The organism is Streptomyces sp. NPDC014882 (assembly GCF_043081325.1).
Taxonomy (GTDB): Bacteria; Actinomycetota; Actinomycetes; order Streptomycetales; family Streptomycetaceae; genus Streptomyces.
Map to the genome: position 1 here is coordinate 227,109 of NZ_JBIBWL010000014.1, position 17,909 is coordinate 245,017.

13 protein-coding genes and 1 pseudogene are annotated in these 17,909 nt (G+C 73.6%); 6 read left to right on the forward strand and 8 right to left on the reverse strand.

All coding sequences use genetic code 11. The features are described 5' to 3' along the window. Positions 1-20: 20 nt before the first annotated feature. Positions 21-893, forward strand: a complete 873-nt coding sequence (locus ACF09K_RS27815; RefSeq protein WP_392247787.1) for a BTAD domain-containing putative transcriptional regulator — start codon at positions 21-23, stop codon at positions 891-893. A gap of 192 nt (positions 894-1,085) precedes the next feature. Here the strand turns inward: ACF09K_RS27815 and ACF09K_RS27820 are convergent. The 3 genes and pseudogenes from ACF09K_RS27820 to ACF09K_RS27830 form a co-directional block, all read right to left on the reverse strand. Continuing rightward, positions 1,086-2,327, reverse strand: a pseudogene (locus ACF09K_RS27820) (MFS transporter); the annotation flags it as partial. A 765-nt stretch (positions 2,328-3,092) separates the two neighbouring features. Beyond that, positions 3,093-3,899, reverse strand: a complete 807-nt coding sequence (locus ACF09K_RS27825) for an SDR family NAD(P)-dependent oxidoreductase (protein WP_392247789.1) — start codon at positions 3,897-3,899, stop codon at positions 3,093-3,095. A 125-nt stretch (positions 3,900-4,024) separates the two neighbouring features. Next, entirely contained in the window at positions 4,025-4,651 is a 627-nt protein-coding gene (locus tag ACF09K_RS27830) for a cupin domain-containing protein (protein ID WP_392247791.1), read from the reverse strand. A 224-nt stretch (positions 4,652-4,875) separates the two neighbouring features. Between ACF09K_RS27830 and ACF09K_RS27835 the strand changes: the two genes are divergently transcribed. Continuing rightward, positions 4,876-6,576 carry an FAD-binding oxidoreductase gene (locus ACF09K_RS27835; RefSeq protein WP_392247793.1) on the forward strand — a complete coding sequence of 567 codons (1,701 nt, stop codon included), beginning with the start codon at positions 4,876-4,878 and terminating at the stop codon, positions 6,574-6,576. A 76-nt stretch (positions 6,577-6,652) separates the two neighbouring features. Here ACF09K_RS27835 and ACF09K_RS27840 read toward each other — a convergent pair whose 3' ends face one another. Then, complete coding sequence (locus ACF09K_RS27840) at positions 6,653-7,315, reverse strand: class I SAM-dependent methyltransferase (RefSeq protein ID WP_392247794.1); 663 nt, start codon at positions 7,313-7,315, stop codon at positions 6,653-6,655. 202 nt (positions 7,316-7,517) lie between these two features. On the opposite strand from ACF09K_RS27840, the gene ACF09K_RS27845 reads away from it, so the two are divergent. From ACF09K_RS27845 to ACF09K_RS27855, 3 genes are read left to right on the forward strand one after another with little or no spacing between them, the layout of a single operon-like run. Beyond that, the gene (locus ACF09K_RS27845) at positions 7,518-8,084 is read left to right on the forward strand and encodes a flavin reductase family protein (protein ID WP_392247796.1); all 567 of its coding nucleotides are present in this window, start codon (positions 7,518-7,520) and stop codon (positions 8,082-8,084) included. Positions 8,085-8,110: 26 nt separating this feature from the next. After that, positions 8,111-9,697 carry a 4-hydroxyphenylacetate 3-hydroxylase family protein gene (locus tag ACF09K_RS27850; RefSeq protein WP_392247797.1) on the forward strand — a complete coding sequence of 529 codons (1,587 nt, stop codon included), beginning with the start codon at positions 8,111-8,113 and terminating at the stop codon, positions 9,695-9,697. Position 9,698: 1 nt separating this feature from the next. Next, a complete protein-coding gene (locus tag ACF09K_RS27855; RefSeq protein WP_392247798.1) occupies positions 9,699-10,916 on the forward strand; it encodes an MFS transporter in 1,218 nt (405 codons plus the stop codon). A gap of 241 nt (positions 10,917-11,157) precedes the next feature. Here the strand turns inward: ACF09K_RS27855 and ACF09K_RS27860 are convergent, their stop codons facing one another. From ACF09K_RS27860 to ACF09K_RS27875, 4 genes are all read right to left on the reverse strand, one after another. Continuing rightward, entirely contained in the window at positions 11,158-12,177 is a 1,020-nt protein-coding gene (locus ACF09K_RS27860) for a bifunctional transcriptional activator/DNA repair enzyme AdaA (protein ID WP_392247799.1), read from the reverse strand. Between the two features lie 346 nt (positions 12,178-12,523). Beyond that, entirely contained in the window at positions 12,524-13,909 is a 1,386-nt protein-coding gene (locus ACF09K_RS27865) for a class I adenylate-forming enzyme family protein (RefSeq protein ID WP_392247801.1), read from the reverse strand. A 66-nt stretch (positions 13,910-13,975) separates the two neighbouring features. Then, on the reverse strand, positions 13,976-15,085 hold the full coding sequence (locus ACF09K_RS27870) for a 3-dehydroquinate synthase II family protein (protein ID WP_392247803.1): 1,110 nt from the start codon (positions 15,083-15,085) through the stop codon (positions 13,976-13,978). Next, positions 15,082-15,888, reverse strand: coding sequence for a 2-amino-3,7-dideoxy-D-threo-hept-6-ulosonate synthase (locus ACF09K_RS27875; RefSeq protein ID WP_392247815.1), 807 nt, complete (start codon positions 15,886-15,888; stop codon positions 15,082-15,084). The genes ACF09K_RS27870 and ACF09K_RS27875 overlap by 4 nt, the downstream gene beginning before the upstream one ends. A gap of 281 nt (positions 15,889-16,169) precedes the next feature. On the opposite strand from ACF09K_RS27875, the gene ACF09K_RS27880 reads away from it, so the two are divergent. Next, positions 16,170-17,819 (forward strand): FAD-binding oxidoreductase, encoded by a 1,650-nt coding sequence (locus ACF09K_RS27880; protein ID WP_392247805.1) that lies wholly within the window; start codon positions 16,170-16,172, stop codon positions 17,817-17,819. Positions 17,820-17,909 lie beyond the last annotated feature (90 nt).

Genomic DNA, 17,909 nt, shown 5'->3' on the forward strand with positions numbered 1-17,909 from the left:
GGCGATGATGGGGGAGCCACATGGAGTTTCGCGTTCTCGGCCCTTTGAGCGTGTGCGACGACGAAGGCCGCCACAGAACCCCGACCGCGCCGAAACAACGGCAGCTCCTGTCCCTCCTCGCGCTCAACGCGAACCACGTCGTGTCCGTGGCGCAGATAGTCGAGGAGATATGGGAGTACCGGCCGCCGTCCAGCGCGGTCGCGGCGGTGCACACCTACGTCATGCAGCTGCGCCGCTCCCTGTACGGGGCCCGGCGCGGCCCGGGCCGCACCCCCGGCCGGCTGCAGACCCGCGACCAGGGGTACATCCTGAAGCTGGACCCCGGTGAACTGGACCTGGACCGCTACGAGCAGCAGGTGCGGGCCGGGCGCGCCACGCTGGAGGCGGGCGAGTACGCCCGGGCCGCCGAGCAGCTGCGTGCCGCCGAGCTGATGTGGAAGGGGCCGATGCTCGTCGACGTGCCCACCGGTCCGCTGCTCAGGGCCGCCATCGAGGTCGTCGAGCGCGACCGGCTCGACGCCGTTCCCCAGCGCCTGGGTGCCGAGCTGCGCCTCGGCCGGCACCACGAGATCCTCGGCGAACTCACCGCGCTGGTGCACCAGTACGGTACGCACGAGGACCTCGTCGCGCACCTCATGCTCGCCCTGTACCGGTTGGGCCGGCAGGCCGACGCGCTGATGGCGTACCACCGGTTGCGGGCCCGGTTAAGGGAGGAACTCGGCACCAAGCCGTCGGCGCGGCTGCAACGCCTGCACACCCACATGCTCTCCGGGCACCCGGGGCTGGAACCTCCCTCCGACACGCGCTGCCGGCAGTCGCTCAACCTGCTGGCCGAGTGCACCGTCTCCGCCCCGCGCGGCCCGGCCCGCTACGACTGGCTGGCCAGGGTCTGACGTCCGCGCGGCCGGCGCGGGGCCGGCCGGGGCGGGGCCGGCCGGGACGTGCGGGCGGCGGGGCAGCCAGACCAGGGCGCCCACCAGCGCCGGTCCCATCAGCAGGGCCGCCGCCCCGAACGCCTGCCCCGCCCCGGCGGCCACTCCGGTGCCACGGCCGCACACCGCCACCGCGAGCACCGTGCCCAGCGCGGTCCCGAACTGCCCCGCGCACTGCACCAGACCCGCCGCCAGCCCCGCGCCGGTGCCCCGGAACCGGGTCAGCGCCACGACCTCGCACGACATCCAGATCAACGGAAGGCCCGCGCCGGCCAGGACCAGCCCCGGCAGCATGCCCGAGACGTACCCCGGGGCGTGCGAACCGGCGGCCAGCGTCCCCAGGCCGGCCCCCAGGAGCAGACAGCCGAGCGCGCACGGCAGGCGGGCGCCGTACCGGGCGAGCAGCGCGCTGCAGGCCCGGCCCACGACGAAGACGCCCCCGACCATCGGCAGCAGGGCGGCTCCGGCGGCCGGCGCGCCGAGTCCGTAGACGTCACGCAGTCGCAGGCCCCCGAGGAAGACGACGGGCGCGGCGGCCGTCGACACGAGCAGGACGCCGGCCGCACCGCACACCAGGTTCCGGTCGCGCAGCAGGGAGGCGGGCAGCAGCGGGTGGGGGCAGGTGCGCTGCCGGTGCGCGAAGACGGCCGCCAGCACCGGCGCGCCGAGCGCGGCGTACGCCGTGTACCGGTCCGTGCCGTGAGCGGCCAGCCGCACCAGGGCGTACACGGCCGCGAGCAGGGCGCCGGTCAGCGCGGCGGCCCCGGCGAGGTCGAGGCGGACACCGCGGGTGCGGGGCGGGTCGGGCAGGGGGGTGCGGCGGGCCACCGCCAGGGCGACGGCGATCACGGGGACGTTGAGCCAGAAGGCCCAGCGCCAGTCGAGGCCGCCGACCACGAGACCGCCGCACAGCACACCGGCCACCGAGCCGGCGCCGCCGGCGCCCGCCCACAGCGCCAGGGCCCGGGCGCGCTGTTCCGGTGCGGCCGCCGTCACCAGCAGCGACATCGCGGCGGGCACGAGCACGGCGGCCGCCAGCGCCTGTCCGGCGCGTGCGGTGACGAGGAGCGGGCCGCTGGGCGCGGCGCCGCACACGGCCGAGGCCACGGCGAAGGCGCCCATGCCGTGCAGGAAGAGGCGCCGGGCCCCGGCCAGGTCCGCCAGGCGGCCGCCCAGCAGCTGGAGTCCGCCCACCAGCAGCACGTATATGTTGGTCACCCAGTGCACGGCGTCGAGCGACATCGACAGGTCGCGCCGGATGTCGCTGAGGGCGAGCGTCACGATGCCCATGTCGGCGTTGGCGAGCAGGGGCGCGAGGACGGCCAGGGCGAGCAGCCGGCGGTCCAACGGGGGTGCCGCGCCGTCTCGCGTGCGGGCAGGGGCGGACAAGGCCATGACGACTCCCGGGAGTGGGTACCGGTGCCGTCGCGCGGGCCCCGGAGCGGGACGGACGGGAACGGGCGGCCCGCGGCCGGCCGTCCGGACCGGCGCGGACCGGCGCGGACCGGGGCGGGGGGCCCGGAGGAGGCCGGTGCGGGCCGGCGCGAGCCGGCGCGAGATGCGGACGAAGGCCCACACGAGGCGGTGGCGGCCGGTGGCGACGCGGCGTCCGCGCGTGCCGGGCGCGCGGGCCCGGCGATCCGAACGAGTGACCCTGGAGCCGCCGGACGACACGGCAGGGCAGGACGGAGAAAGGGGAAAGGGGAAAGGAGAAAAGGGGGTGACACGAGCGGCGGACGAGGCCCGCAGCGGGGGGCCGCGACGGCGGGCGCTGCGGGGGCCCGCCGGAGGAGAGCGGGAACCGTGACATTCCGCGTTCCGCACTCCGCGTTCCGTGGGAGGACGGGTGCCGACGCGGACGGCACGGCCGGGACCGGTGGTGCCGCCCGGACCCGCGGCCGGGAGGAGGACCCGGGTCCGGGAGGAGACGGAACTCCGGCGGGGCACCGGCCGGCCGGCGGCGGGTCGCCGAAGGCGGCGACGGCCGTGGAGAGGACCGCCGGCTGCGCCGACGGCCCGTCCGGACCGGGCCGCCGCACGCCCCCGACGGGCCGTTCCACGGCATGCGTCCGGCTCCACGTCATGCGCCCGGCCGCCGTGCGGCGGCCGGGCACGGGCGGAGGGGCCGGGACACGCCGGCCCTCCCGCGCGCGGTGGTGCTCAGAGCTCCTTGAGGAGCCCGCCGTCCACGACGAACTCGGCGCCCGTGGTGCTGCCGGAGCGCGGCGACGCCAGCAGCACGACGGCGTCGGCCACCTCCTGCGGCTCGACGAAGCGGCCCGTGGCCAGGTTCAGCATCTCCGGGACGACGCTGTTGATGACGTTGTCCTTGTCGGTGCCGGCCTGCGAGGCGATCATGTCGGCGACGCCGCCCTCGTCCGTCCACCACGGCGTGCGCACCACACCGGGGGAGACCGTGTTCACGCGGATGCCCTGCGGCGCGAACTCGCCCGAGAGCACCTTGGTGATGTTGCTCAGGGCGGCCTTCGCGGCGCCGTAGTCGACGTTGATCGGCGAGGGCTGCCGGGCGTTGCCGGAGGAGATGTTCACGATCGCGCCGCCGCCGCGCTCCAGCAGGTGCGGGATGGCGGCACGGATGGCGCGCACGGCCGAGAACAGGTTGAACTCGAACATGGCACGCCACTCCTCGTCGGAGGCGTGCAGGAACGAGCCGCGCGGCAGGGTCACACCGGGCGGCGGGCCGCCGGCGTTGTTCACCAGGATGTCGAGCCCGCCGAACTGCTCCACGGCACGGTCGACGACCTGCGCCGGCGCGTCCTCGTCCATGAAGTCGGCCGGGACGTGCACGAGGTTCGGACCGGCCAGGGCGTCCAGCTCCGGAGTGCTCTTGCGGGACGTGGCCACGACCTTGGCGCCCTCTTCGAGGAGCGTGCGGACGATCGCGAGGCCGATGCCCTTGGAGGCGCCGGTCACGACGGCGACCCGGCCGGAAAGCTGCAGATCCATAAGGTTCCTTCTCGATGGTCGGCCCCGCCCTGCGGTGGGGAGGAGCGCGGTGCGATGTGCTCTCGTCAACGGAAACACCGCCGTGCCCGAAGGTGTTGCAGGCGGTGTTCACCGGGCCGGTGGAGTCAGCGGTGCCAGCGCATGACCTCCTCCGGCAGGTCCTCCAGCTCCGCGATCTCGGACGGCTTGCGGTCCATGTAGCGCGGGTCGCACCCCTGGTGTCCCAGCAGGCGGGCGATCGGGGCCAGCACGGTGAACAGGGCGCGCTGCAGCACCCACGGGGGCGAGGTGAACCGCACCACGTCACCGAACTCCAGCGTGGTCACCGCCTGCTGCAGCAGCCGGGGCATGCCCTCGGGCGTGGTCTTGCCGTCCTGCGCGAGCCCGAACAGCTGGCGCAGCACCAGCTGCTCGAAGCGGTCGCTGTTCGTGCGGATCTCGCAGATGTGGAAGGCCTGCTCGCCGCTGCAGTTCCACCAGCGGTGCCTGATGCCGGGCTGGATGAGCACGCTCTGCCCGGGCTCCTCGAGGGTCACCTGGCGCCCGCCGATCAGGAAGGCGACCTTGCCCCGCACCAGCGTGAAGCGTTCCTCGCTCACCGGGTGCAGGTGCTCGCCCGACACCGCGCCGCCGGGCTCGGAGTACACGTCCATCACGGTGCGCTCCCCGCCCGTGTGCGAGGACGGCGTCCTGATCACGACCCGCTCCCTGCACCGCGGGTTCTCGTACACCTCACCGACGCTGACCGTCACCGGCCCGCCTCCTTCCACCATGGCGAATTCAGCCTGGTCTCCGATGGTGGCGACCGGGGGGCCGTCCGACACTCCCCATCTTGCGGTCGTATCCCGGAATGAGCCGTTCAGGGATTCGACCGCAAGATCCGGAGTGTTTTCCGGGATGGCTGATTCGTACTGTCGCGGCGCAGAAGAGCGCGTGAAACGGTGCGCCGAAAATGGCGAGAACGGGAGACGTTGGGGTGCGCGACAACAAGGGGATAGGCCGCAGGCGGTTCTTCACGACCGCCGCGGCACTGGGCGGCACGGCCGCCGTGGGCGGAGCCTTCGCCGGGCAGGCGACGGCGGCGGGGACGGCGGGGGAGGCGGCCTCGACGGGGGAGGCGGCCGCGAGCGTCACGTTCGCCCCGGTGACGGTGACGCCGGCGGACGCCCAGTACGGCGAGCTCGTCCACGGCATGAACAACCGTTACGTCGGCAGCCCCGAGGCCGTCCGGATCGTGGACGACGTCTCCCAGGTGGCGGGAGTGGTGCAGGCGGCCGTCACCGCCGGAAAGCGCCTGACGGTGCGCTCCGGCGGGCACTGCCTGGAGGACTTCGTCTTCAACCCCGAGGTCCAGGTGGTGCTCGACCTGTCACAGCTGAACCAGGTCTACTACGACGCCGGGCGGGGCGCGTTCGCCGTCGAGACGGGCGCCCAGCTCCTGGACGTCTACACCCTGCTGTACCAGGTGTACGGCGTCACCGTGCCCGGCGGCATCTGCTACTCCGTCGCGGCCGGCGGCCACGTCAGCGGCGGCGGCTGGGGCCTGCTGTGCCGCCAGCTCGGCCTGATCATCGACTACCTGTGCGCCGTCGAGGTGGTCGTGGTCGGCGCCGACGGCAAGGTGCGCACCGTCGTGGCGACCAACGATCCGAAGGACCCCCACCGCGAGCTGTGGTGGGCCCACGCGGGCGGTGGCGGCGGCAACTTCGGCGTGGTCACGCGCTACTGGTTCCGCACGCCCGGCGCCACCGGCACCGACCCGAGGAAGCTGCTGCCCAAGCCGCCCCGCGAGGTGTACCTGGTGGCGCAGGCCTGGCCGTGGGAGGACATGACGGAGGCGAGGTTCTCCCGGCTGGCGCAGAACTACGCGCGCTGGTTCACCGCGCACAGCGCCCCGGGCGCCCCCGAACTGGCCCTGGCCAGCTTCCTCGTGCTGACCCACAGGTCCGCCGGCCAGATCGCCATGGTCACCCAGGTCGACGCCACCGCCCCCGACGCCCGCCGGCTGCTCGACGGCTACCTCGCCGCGATCGGCGACGGCGTCGACGTGCCGACGGTGGCCGTCACCCGCCAGTTCGCCGAGTTCGGCCCGATGGCCGAGTACGCCGAGCCCCGCAGGCTGCGGTGGCTGGAGGCCACCCGTTACCTCGGCACCACCAACACCAACCTCACCGACCCGACCTACCGGCAGGAGTACAAGTCCGCGTACATGCGCGCGGCCTTCCCCGACCGCCAGCTCGCGGCGCTGTACAAGCACCTGACGCGCACGGACGCCGCCCTGCCCGGCGCCTCCATCACCCTCAGCTCCTACGGCGGCGAGGTCAACCGGCCCGCGCCGTCGGCCACCGGCTATCCGCACCGCGAGTCGTTCTTCAAGATGATGTGGATGTCCCTGTGGAACGACCCGGCCGAGGACGCCGCCTACATCGCCTGGAACCGGCAGTGCTACGCGGAGGTCTACGCCGACACCGGCGGCGTGCCCGTGCCCAACGACGTCACCGACGGCTGCTACGTCAACTACCCGGACAACGACCTGAACGACCCGAAGTACAACACGTCGTCGACGCCGTGGCACGCGCTCTACTACAAGGACAACTACCCGCGGCTGCAGCAGGTGAAGAAGAAGTACGACCCGACGGACTTCTTCCGCCACGCCCAGTCCGTCCGCCTGCCCTGACCCACGTGTGAGGGCCGCCCCGGTGCTCCCGGGGCGGCCCTCACGCGCGCGGTGCGGAACGTCGCGGTGCGGAACCTCAGCGCTTGACGGCGAACGTCAGGCCGTCCGCGTACGGGATCACGCTCAGCTCCACCCGCTCGTCGTGGTGCAGCCGCGGGTTGAAGGCGCGCAGCGCCCGCGTCTCGGAGTCCTGGGCGGACTCGTCGAGCAGGGCGCCGTGCCACAGCACGTTGTCGACCACGACGAGGCCGCCGGGGCGCAGGAGTTCGAGCGCGTACTCGTAGTACGCCGTGTAGTTCTCCTTGTCCGCGTCGATGAACACGAAGTCGAACGTGCCGGCGGCGTTCTCCTCCTTCAGCAGCCGCTCGAGGGAGGCCCGGGCGTCGCCGATGCGCAGGTCGACCTTGTCCGCGACGCCTGCCCGCTTGCAGTGGTCGAGCGCCATGGCGCCCCACTCCTCGTTGATGTCCAGTCCCACCACCCGGCCGTCGGCGGGCAGCGCGAGCGCCGTCGACAGCAGGCTGTAGCCGGTGAACACGCCGACCTCGAGGGCCCGCCGGGCCCCGGTCGCCTTCAGCAGGGTCCGCATGAACTGGCCCTGCTCCGGCGAGATCTGCATCAGGTGCAGCGGGAGCTGCGAGGTCTCCTCGCGCAGCTCGCGCAACAGGTCGGGCTCGCGCAGCGAGACCTCGGCGACGTAGTCCTGGAGTGCGTCGGTCAACTCCACCTGGAGTCTCATGATGGGCCACCTCGTGTCGGGTACTCGAATCCGAGAAGGAATTACAGGCGCCGGCCCGCGCCGGTGTCAATCTTTTCCGGCCTCCTGGATATTGCGCAGAAATACCCGCCCGGTCTCTCGACCGATCCTTCAGCGGCCACCGGCACGATGCCCCCTGAGAGAGCGCCGAATTCGAGGTCTCATTTCTTTTCGAGGAGTGTCGATGGGCGACATGCAGCGCCGTTTTCGCGACTGCCTCGGCCGGTTCGCCACGGGTGTCACCGTGGTCACCGTCGAACACGGCGGCGGTGTGCACGGCGCCACGGTCGGCTCGTTCACCTCCGTCTCCCTCGACCCCCCGCTGGTGATGGTGTCCCTGGACCGGCGCAGCCGGATGTGCGACCTGCTCACGGGCGCGTCGTCGTTCGGCGTGAACGTCCTCGCCGCGCACCAGCAGGACCTGGCCCTGCACTTCGCGGGCCGGCCGCTGCCCGCGGACACTCCCGTGCCCTGGGACCCCGACGCGGCGGGACCGCGCCTGGCAGGCTGCGCCGCCCACCTCGACTGCGTGCCCTGGGCCGCGTACGACGGCGGCGACCACGTGCTGCACGTCGGCCGGGTGCGGGGCTTCACGACCTGGGACGCGGAGCCGCTGGTCTTCCACGGCGGGGCCTTCCGCCTCCTGGACACCGCGCCCGGCCACCACGCGTGGGCGGGCACCCTCGACGGACCCGCGGACGGCGCGTGGTCGTCGGGAACCGCGGCGCTCCACATCCCCCTGGGTCACTGACCGCCACGACCGGACAAGGACACACCATGACGCTGCAGCAGGGCGATGACTCCGTCTCCGCCTCCGCACCGGCTCCCCGCACCACCCGCCCCCTGACCGGCGACGAGTACCTGGAGAGCCTGCGCGACGACCGCGAGGTCTACATCTACGGCGAACGCGTCGACGACGTCACCAAGCACCCGGCGTTCGCCAACCCCGCCCGGATGACGGCCCGTCTGTACGACGCCCTGCACGACCCGGCCCGCCGCGACGTGCTGACCACCCGCACCGACACCGGGAGCGACGGGTACACCCACAAGTTCTTCCGCACCCCGCGCAGCGTCCAGGACGTCGTCGAGGACCGTGAGGCGATCGCCGAGTGGTCCCGCCTCACCTACGGCTGGATGGGCCGCAGCCCGGACTACAAGGCGGCCTTCCTCGGCACGCTCGGCGCCAACTCCGACTACTACGCGCCGTTCCAGGACAACGCGCGGCGCTGGTACCGCGAGTCCCAGGAGAAGGTGCTGTTCTGGAACCACGCGATCATCCACCCGCCGGTCGACCGGCACCGCCCGTCCGAAGAGGTCAAGGACGTCTTCGTGCACGTGGAGAAGGAGACCGACGCCGGCCTCGTCGTCAGCGGCGCCAAGGTCGTGGCCACCGGCTCGGCCATCACGCACTACAACTTCATCTCGCACTACGGACTGCCCCTCAAGGAGAAGGAGTTCGCGCTGGTCGCGACCATCCCGATGGGCGCGCCCGGCCTGAAGCTGATCTGCCGCCCCTCCTACGCGGCGACGGCCGCCGTCATGGGCAGCCCCTTCGACTACCCGCTCTCCTCGCGCCTGGACGAGAACGACACGATCTTCGTCCTCGACAAGGTCCTCATCCCCTGGGAGAACGTCTTCCTCTACGGCGACATCGACCAGGTCAACGGGTTCGCCCCGAAGTCCGGCTTCATCCCGCGCCTGACCTTCCACGGCTGCATCCGCCTCGCCGTGAAGATCGACTTCATCGCCGGGCTGCTGGCCAAGGCCGTCGAGATGACCGGCACCAAGGACTTCCGCGGCATCCAGGCCCGGATCGGCGAGGTGCTCGCCTGGCGCAACATGTTCTGGGCCCTGACCGACGCCGCCGCCCGCAACCCCGAGGAGTGGAAGGACGGGGCCCTGCTGCCGCGCCTGGAGTACGGCATGGCCTACCGCTGGTTCATGACCCTCGGCTACCCGCGCATCAAGGAGATCATCGAGCAGGACGTCGCCAGCGGCCTCATCTACGTCAACTCCAGCGCCGAGGACTTCAAGAACCCCGACGTGCGTCCCTACCTCGACAAGTACGTGCGCGGCTCCAACGGCTACGACGCCGTCAGCCGCGTCAAGCTGATGAAGCTGCTGTGGGACGCGGTCGGCACCGAGTTCGGCGGCCGGCACGAGCTGTACGAGCGCAACTACTCCGGCAACCACGAGTCGGTGCGCAGCGACATCTACATGACCCAGATGGAGACCGGCCAGCTCGACGCGTACAAGGGGTTCGCCGAGCAGTGCCTGCAGGAGTACGACCTCGACGGGTGGACGGTCCCCGACCTCGACTCGTTCCACGACCTGCGCGGCGCCAGGAAGAACTTCTGGCACTGACATGACCTCCGTCCCCTCCGCGGCGCGGCGGCCGGGCCCGGCCCTCGCCGCCCTCTTCCTCGCCGCCTTCGTCATGGGCAGCGCCGAACTGGTCGTCGTCGGTCTGCTGAAGCTCGTCGCCGGGGACCTCGCCGTGTCCGTGGACACGGCGGGCACCCTGGTCACCGCGTACGCGCTGGGCATCTGCGTCGGCGGTCCGCTGCTGACGGCGCTCACCATCCGGATCCGGCGCCGCACCCTGGTGTGGACGTCCCTGGCCGGCTACGTCGCCGGCAACCTGCTGGCCGCCCTGGCCCCGGGCTTCGGCACGCTGCTCGCGGCCCGGGCCGTCACCGGGGCACTGCAGGGCCTGTTCCTCGGGACGGCGTTCACGGTGGCGGCCGCCCTGGTGCCGCCCGAACGGACCGGGCGCGCGATCTCCGCCGTCTTCGGCGGCATCGCCGTCTCCACCGCGCTCGGTGTCCCGCTCGGCACCCTGGCGGCCCAGCACCTGGGCTGGCGCGCGGCGTTCACGGCCATCGTGGTCCTCGGCGCGCTGGCGCTGCTGGCGACCGCGGTGTGCGTCCCGCCGGTCGAGGGCTCGGGCACGGGCGGCCTGTGGGCGCAGTCCCGGCACGCGCTGGCGCCCCGGGTCCTGGCCGTGCTCGGCGTCGGTTTCCTGCTGCTGGGGGGCCAGTTCGCGGCGTTCACCTACATCACGCCGTTCCTGGAGGACGTCACGGGGGTGTCCGGCGCGTGGCTGACCGTCTTCCTCTTCGCCTACGGGGCCGCGACGGCCGCCGGTACGTTCGCGGGCGGCTGGGCCGCGGACCGGGACGCGGCGCGCACGCTCGTCGCGGCGAACCTCGCCCTGGTCGTGGCCCTGGCGGTCCTGCACGTCGCCGGCGCCTCCCGGGTCCTGGTGGCCCTCGCCCTCGTGCTGTGGGGGGTGGTCGGGTTCGGCCTGGTCCCCTCCCTGCAGTACCGGGTCGGGCTGCTGGCGGGCCCCGGGCGCGACCTGGCCTCGACGCTGCCGGCGTCCGCGGTCAACGCGGGCATCGCGATCGGAGCGGTGGCCGGTGGCGCGGCCGTCTCGCACGGCGGGGCGGCGGACGCGGTGCTCACCGGACTGCTGGTGTGCGCGGCGGCGCTGCCGGCGACCTGGGCGTCGGGGCGGTTGCGCCCGGCGGCCGGACGGCGGCCGGCCGCCGCCGTGGCGGAGCCCCGCTCGGGGGGCTGAGCGCGGGCCCTGGCCGGACGCGTCCGTGCGCGGTCCAGGGCCGGAGGAGTCCGTGCGCGGTCCCGGCCCGCGCGGCCCGGCCGGTGGCGGCGCGGCGGAACAGGACCGGCCGGGGGCACTCCGGCCGGCCACCGGCCGGGGTCGGTCGTCGCGGCGTCGGGCGCGTGCTGCCGGGGCCTTCCGGCCGAAGGGCCGGGGGTACGCCGGGCCCCGGTCGCCGTACGGGAGGGACGCAGCCGGGTCACGGCCCGGTGCGGAGGGAGGGCGTGCAGGGCGTCGTGGGGCAGGCGGGGAGGTGACGACAGGTCCTGGTGGGGACGGGGGCCGTCGCCGCCGTGCGGCGCACGCGCACGGCGAGCGCCGCCGGCACCGCCCGCCGTACCCGCACGGTGAGGGCCGAGCGCCTGATGCGCAGGGGCAGTTCCCGGCCGAGCTGCGGCGGCTCCGCCTCGCTCACGGCCGCGGCGACGGCGGCGGCGAAATCGTCGTCCGCGCGCACGAGCCGGGCGTGCCGGAACATCGTGTGGAGCCGGTGCAGCAGGGCCGGCGCCTCGTCCCCCGTCAGCACCCCGCACACGCCCTTGTCCGTCGCCGCGACGAGCACCGGCCCCAGCGACGAACCCGCCACCGCGTACCGGATGTCCGTGCCGTCGCCGCCCGCGCGGTACGCCTTCGGCGTCATGCCGAGGATCTCCGTCGCCGCCGCGTAGAAGTGACCGCCGGAGTTGAATCCCGAGCTGTACATGGCGTCGGCGACGGTCCCGGACAGCGGCAGCGCCTCGCGCACCCGGCGGGCACGCGCCGCCGCCAGGTAGGCGTGCGGTGTGATGCCGGTGAACGACTTGAACAGGCGGTGGAAGTGGAAGCGGCTGTAGCCGACCTCGCGGGCCAGCTGGTCCAGGCTCGGCGGCAGCGGCGCCTCGTCGATGATCCGGCAGGCCCGGGCGACCGCCTCGGCCGCCGCGGTGTGCCGGTGGGAGTCGTCGGGGCAGCAGCGGCGGCAGGGGCGGTACCCCTCGGCGCGGGCGTCCTCGGGGGCCGGGAAGAAGCGGACGTTCTCGCGCCGGGCCAGCTTCACCGTGCACGAGGGACGGCTGTACACGCCGGTGGTGACCACCACGTAGCAGAAGTGGCCGTCCGCGCGGGCGTCGCGGTCCCGCACGGCCTGCCAGCGTGCCTCGTCACCGGTGTACAGCGTTGCGGCGGTCGTCGTCCCCGTCATGCTTCGTGCCTTCCACTCGTCCAGGAGGTCGTTTTCCATGGCATTGCGGCGGGTGGCGCCGCCTGTGGGGGGAGAGGGGAGCCGCGGTGCTGTGGGGGGAGAGGGGAGCCGCGGTGCGGGGCCGGCGGCGGGCGGGCGACCGCGGGGCACCCGCCGCGAACGGACCGGGCGGGACCCGGGGAGCGGGCGGGACCCGGGCCCCGCCCGGGGGACCGCCGGCCGCACCACGAAGACCCCGTCGCCCCTCGCGCGGGACCCCGCCCCCGTGCTCCCGCCGCGGACCCCGGGTGCCGGGCGGGGCGTCCGCCCCGCGTCTTCCGCCGGGGCACCGGATCCCCGCGCGGCCCCGCGGCCGGCCCGCCGCGGCCCCCGGCCGAGGGGCCGGTCACCAGCTGATGCAGCGGCACGCCCCGGGGGGATGCGTCCGGTGGCGGCGCAGGACGCCGCGGTCCCGCACGGCCTTGCCGTTGGCGGTGCGGGGCAGCTCCCGCAGCAGGTGGTAGCGGTCCGGCGCCGGCGCCCCGCCGAGGAACCGGCGGCACCAGGAGCGCAGTTCGTCGCCGTCCAGGTCCGCGCTGCTCGCCACGTGCGCCTCGATCGGGCCGACCCCGAGGACCACCGCGTCCGCGATGTGCCGGTGGGCCCGCAGCACCGACTCGATGCGCAGCAGGTCGACCGAGGTGTCCCCTACGCCCTGGACCCTTCCGCGCAGCCGCAGGGCACCGGTGCGGGGGTCGCGCGTGACCAGGTCGCGCGTGGACATCCAGCCACCCGCCCAGGGCGTGTCGTCGTACAGGTACGGGGACTCGGGGACGTGCACCTCCAGCACGCCGCCGACCACGCGGGTACGGACGCCGGGCACCGGGACGCCGACGCACGCCGGGCCGAAGCGGCCGGTGGGGTCGGCGGCGATGAGGCCCGTCTCGGTCGTGCCGTAGGCCTGGCCGACGCGCACCCCGTGGCGGCCGCGGAACACCGCGGGGACCTCGGGGGGCAGGGCGTCACCGCTCGACACGGCCAGCCGCAGGCGCGGCAGCTCTCCGGGCTCGGCCCGCGCCAGCAGGCGGAAGTGGTGCGGGTTGCCCAGCACCGCGTGCGCGTCGGCCGCCGCCCGCACGGCCGCCTCCGCCGTACGCGCGACCGGCACCACCAGGGTCGCGCCCACCGCGAGGGAGTGCAGCACCCCGCCGATCAGCCCGAAGGAGTGCGTGAGCGGCTCCAGCACGGCCACCCGCTCGCCGTGGCGCGGCACGCCCTCCACGGCGGCGAGCCGGTCCAGCTCCTCCAGCAGCGACCGCGGGCTCCTGCCGACCGCCTTGGGGTGCCCGGTGGTTCCCGACGAGAACTGCACGAGGCAGTGCCCGTCCACGCCCGGACCGCCGCCGGGATGGCGGCGCACCAGCACCTCGCACTCGTCGACGAAGTCGTGGGGCCGCCCGCGGTTCTCGCCGAGCGACACCGAGAACTGCGCCCGCCGCGGCCCGGGCGGGACACCCCGCGACCGCCGGCCCGCCGGGCTCTCCGCCAGCACCACCTGGGCGCCGAGCGACCACAGCGCGAACAGCGTCCACAGATGCGTGAAACTCGCGTTGCCGTACAGGGCGACCGTGCTCCGCGGCCGGATGCCGTACTGCTCCAGCACCTCGGCCAGCCAGGCCGTCTCGCGGCGCAGCCTGCCGAACGTGACCTCGCGGCCCGCGGCACGCGCCCACACCATGTCGTCGGCGTGGCGGCCGAGTAGTTCGGCACCCCACCAGGACCGTTGCGTCATCGCCTCCACCGGACTCCTCGCCGTGGCGCCGGGGCCGCGGCGAGGGCGGCCCCGGACGCCTGTCGCCTACTTCTCGACGCAGAACTCGCCGACCGGCCAGCCCACGTGGCGCTTGTCGGTGGCCACGTGACCCAGCAGCTGGTCGCCCTTCTTCAGCTCCGTCACGTTCAGCACCGCCGCACCGGGGCCGAGCACCCGCACGTGCCAGTCGTCCTGCACGATCAGGCTGACCTCGACCCCCTCCGGGGAGACGGCCTTGATGCCGAGCAGCGGGCGGGACTCCAGCTTGATGCGGCCCACCACGATGCGGCGGGTGCGGCCGTCGGCGCCGACGGCGAGCACCGGACTGCCGGCCTTGAGCTCGCTCAGGTAGTTGGTGCGGTTGTCCGCCCCGAACACGTAGCTGTGCAGCGCGCCCGCGTTGATGCGGAACGGGCGGGTCGGCATGTACGGCAGCGGGTGCGTCTCGCTCACGCACAGCACGAAGCCGTGCGCGTAGGAGCCGACCAGCATGCCCTCGTCCTTCTCGAAGTGCGTGCACGTGTCGATGCAGACCCGGTCGCCGAGTCCGAGGTGCTCGATCGACTCGACCGTGAGCGTCTGGAGCTGCAGGTCCGGCGTCTTCACCCGCAACATCTCCACCAGCGCGAAGACGTCGTTGGCGGAGCGCGGGGCCACCAGGACGCCCTCGGAGCCCTTCTCCAGGACGTCGACGATGATCTGCGCCTCCTCGATGTCGGTGGCCTGGCAGATCAGCTGTCCCGGTGAGGCGTCCGCCGCGGCGATCACGATCTCCAGCGGGATCTTCGTCGGGTCCTTGAACTCCACGACGGTGAAGGGGAGTTCGCGTGCGGCCTCGCAGGCGAGCTTCAGGGTGGGGTCGTCGACGACGTTCACCCAGGCGGCCGTGTCCTTCTCGCCGCCGCGGTGCCGGTTCTCCAGCGCGCCGAGGCTGTCGACGTCGACGACCTCGCGCAGCACGATCAGGTCCTCCGGGGCGTCCTCGCCGACGCGCGCGCCCGGCGCGAGGACGCGCCTGACGGTGTTCGGCAGCAGGGCGAGGCGCTCGGGGTCGCTGTCGACGATGCCGTCGACCCGCGCGTGGATCGCGGCGTCGACGACCGCCTCGCGGTGTTCGGCGGGCACGGTCCGGAGGTCGATCCAGGCAAACTTCACAACACACCTGCCATCTCGGTCTGCGGCGCGGGCTCGGACGTGAGCTCGCGGCGGTGAATGATTGAGGCCAGTTCCCGGACCGCCTTCTCGGGCGACGGACTGGTGAACACCCGCCGTCCGACGGCGAGTCCGGCACACCCCAGGTCCATGGCGGTGACCGCGAACTCGTACAGGTTCCGGTCGGTGGAGCCGCCGCCCGCCACCACCACCGGCAGCGGCGAGGAGGCGATCACCTCTTCCATGCGCTCGGGCGGGTCGGCGAGCACCGTCTTGACGATGTCGACGCCCAGGTCCGCGGCGATGTTCACCACGTGGGCGACGAGCGTCGGGTCGGTCGGATCCGTCACCCGGGGACCGCGCGGGTAGATCATGGCCATGAGCGGCATGCCGAAGCGGTCGCACGCCGCGGCCACGGCGCCGAGGTCGGCGAGCTGCGCCGCCTCGGTGTCGGAGCCGATGTTCACGTGCACGCTGACCGCGTCCGCGCCCAGCCGGACCGCCTCCTCCACGTCACCGACCAGCACCTTGGCGTTGACGTCGGGGGCGTGCGCGGTGCTCGCGCTCAGGTGCACCACGAGGGAGCACCGGGTGAGCAGCGACGGCGCGATCATGCGTGCCCTGCCCTTGTGGACGACGACGCCGTCGGCGCCGCCGTCCGCGATGGACCGGACCAGGTCGCCGAAGTCGGCGGCGGTCGCGACGGGTCCGTCGGACACGGAGTGGTCCAGCGGTACGAACAGGAACCGGCCGTCTCCCGGCCGGGACAATCGCGCGAGGCGCACCGATTTACCGGTGAGCGGCATGCTCGACATGACACCCCTCCTCGTTCCTGGTCACAGGGTTCGGATGGGATTCCGCTGCGGGTCCCGGGCTGAACTGTCGCAGTGGCCTCTGAAGAATCGAGCCAGGTGCCCGGCCGGGTGCCCCGGGTTGGATGCCCCGGGCCGGGTGTGCCGCACGATGCCGGGCACGCCGCACGATGCCGAGCACGCCGCAAGATGCGGAGTGCGGCGACGGCCGCGGGCTGCCTAGCGTCGGCGGCATCCGCGCGTGATCCGCACGCGCCGGCGGGAGGGGACGCCCCATGACGCACGACAGGCGACAGGTGAGCAGACGGGGGGTGCTCGCGGCGAGCGCCGCGATCGGCGGCGGCGTGCTGCTGCCCGCCGGGCAGGCGGTGGCCCGGCCGGAGGAACTGGTGACCGTCACCCCGGGCGACGCGCGCTACCCGGACCTCGTCCGGGGCTGGAACCAGCGCTACGTCGGCCGGCCCGAGGCGGTCCACGTCCCCCGCTCGACCGCCCAGGTCGCCACCGCCGTCCGGCAGGCGGTCCGGGCCGGCAAGCGGCTCACGGTGCGCAGCGGCGGACACTGCTGGGAGGACTTCGTCTTCAGCCCCGACGTCCAGGCGGTCATCGACATGTCGGCGATGCGGGACGTGGACTTCGACCCGTCCATGAACGCCTTCACGGTGCAGCCGGGTGCCCAGCTCCTCGACGTCTACGAGCGCCTGTACCGCACCTGGGGCGTCGTCGTGCCGGCCGGCATGTGCTTCCAGGTCGGGGCGGGCGGCCACGTCAGCGGCGGCGGCTGGGGACTGCTGTGCCGCCGGCTCGGCCTGGTGGTGGACCACCTGTACGCGGTCGAGGTCGTCGTGGTGAACGCCGACGGCACCGTGCGCACGGTCGTCGCCACCCGCGAGGACGACGATCCGCACCGGGACCTGTGGTGGGCCCACACCGGCGGGGGCGGCGGCAACTTCGGCGTCGTGACCCGCTACTGGTTCCGCAGTCCCGGGGCGACCGGCACGGACCCGGCCCGGCTGCTGCCGGCCCCGCCCCCGGAGGTCCTGGTCAGCGCCGTCTCCTGGCAGTGGTCCGACCTGGACGAGCGGTCCTTCACGCGGCTGGTCCGCAACTACGCGGACTGGCACGTACGGCACGCCGCGCCCGGCACCCCGGAGACCGCCGTGTGCAGCCTGCTCTCCCTCAACCACGTCTCCAACGGGGCCGTGGGCCTGATCACGCACGTCGACGCGAGCGTGCCCGGCGCGGCCCGCCTGCACGACGAGTTCCTCGCGGCGGTCGGCGAGGGCGTCACCGCCGCGCACGGACCGGTCACCACGCGGATGGGCGAGCTGTCCGCGCTGCCCGACCTGGCCGCCCCGCGCCGCCTCCCCTGGCTGCAGGCGGCCCGCTACCTCGGCACGGCCAACCCCACCACCAACGACCCGACCCAGAAGAGCGACTTCAAGTCGGCCTACATGAAGGCCGGTTTCCCCCAGCGCCAGCTGGCCGCGCTGTACCGCCACCTGACCCGCACGGACATCGGCAACCCCACCGGCTCGGTCATGCTCAGCTCCTTCGCCGGCCAGGTCTCGGCCGTCCCCCAGGACGCCACGGCGAGCGCCCACCGGGACGCCGCCTACAAACTGGCCTGGATGATCTGGTGGGACGACCCGGCCGACGAGAAGGACTGCGTGCGCTGGCTGCGCGAGTTCTACGCCGACATGTACGCCGACACCGGCGGCGTACCGGTCCCCGGCGCGGTCACCGACGGCTGCTACGTCAACTACCCCGACGCCGACCTCGGTTCGCCGGAGCTCAACCGCTCGGGCACGCCCTGGCACGACCTGTACTACAAGGGCAACTACCGCCGCCTGCAGCAGGTCAAGCAGGCGTACGACCCCGGCAACGTCTTCCGGCACCGGCAGTCGGTGCGGCTGCCGGGCTAGGGCGTGTCTGACAATTGGCGTCGGATCAGCGCGCGGCGTCTGGTGCGGTGCATCGCAAGGCGGAGGGTCGCCCGTGTACTGGGTGTACTC

What these genes read in the sequence shown, in the direction of transcription:
- ACF09K_RS27840 (WP_392247794.1), bottom strand. Translation starts at nt 7,315, where the DNA reads ATGAGACTCCAGGTGGAGTTGACCGACGCACTCCAGGACTACGTCGCC.
- ACF09K_RS27845 (WP_392247796.1), top strand. Translation starts at nt 7,518, where the DNA reads ATGGGCGACATGCAGCGCCGTTTTCGCGACTGCCTCGGCCGGTTCGCC.
- ACF09K_RS27825 (WP_392247789.1), bottom strand. Translation starts at nt 3,899, where the DNA reads ATGGATCTGCAGCTTTCCGGCCGGGTCGCCGTCGTGACCGGCGCCTCC.
- ACF09K_RS27855 (WP_392247798.1), top strand. Translation starts at nt 9,699, where the DNA reads ATGACCTCCGTCCCCTCCGCGGCGCGGCGGCCGGGCCCGGCCCTCGCC.
- ACF09K_RS27860 (WP_392247799.1), bottom strand. Translation starts at nt 12,177, where the DNA reads ATGGAAAACGACCTCCTGGACGAGTGGAAGGCACGAAGCATGACGGGG.
- ACF09K_RS27875 (WP_392247815.1), bottom strand. Translation starts at nt 15,888, where the DNA reads ATGCCGCTCACCGGTAAATCGGTGCGCCTCGCGCGATTGTCCCGGCCG.
- ACF09K_RS27815 (WP_392247787.1), top strand. Translation starts at nt 21, where the DNA reads ATGGAGTTTCGCGTTCTCGGCCCTTTGAGCGTGTGCGACGACGAAGGC.
- ACF09K_RS27850 (WP_392247797.1), top strand. Translation starts at nt 8,111, where the DNA reads ATGACGCTGCAGCAGGGCGATGACTCCGTCTCCGCCTCCGCACCGGCT.
- ACF09K_RS27865 (WP_392247801.1), bottom strand. Translation starts at nt 13,909, where the DNA reads ATGACGCAACGGTCCTGGTGGGGTGCCGAACTACTCGGCCGCCACGCC.
- ACF09K_RS27880 (WP_392247805.1), top strand. Translation starts at nt 16,170, where the DNA reads ATGACGCACGACAGGCGACAGGTGAGCAGACGGGGGGTGCTCGCGGCG.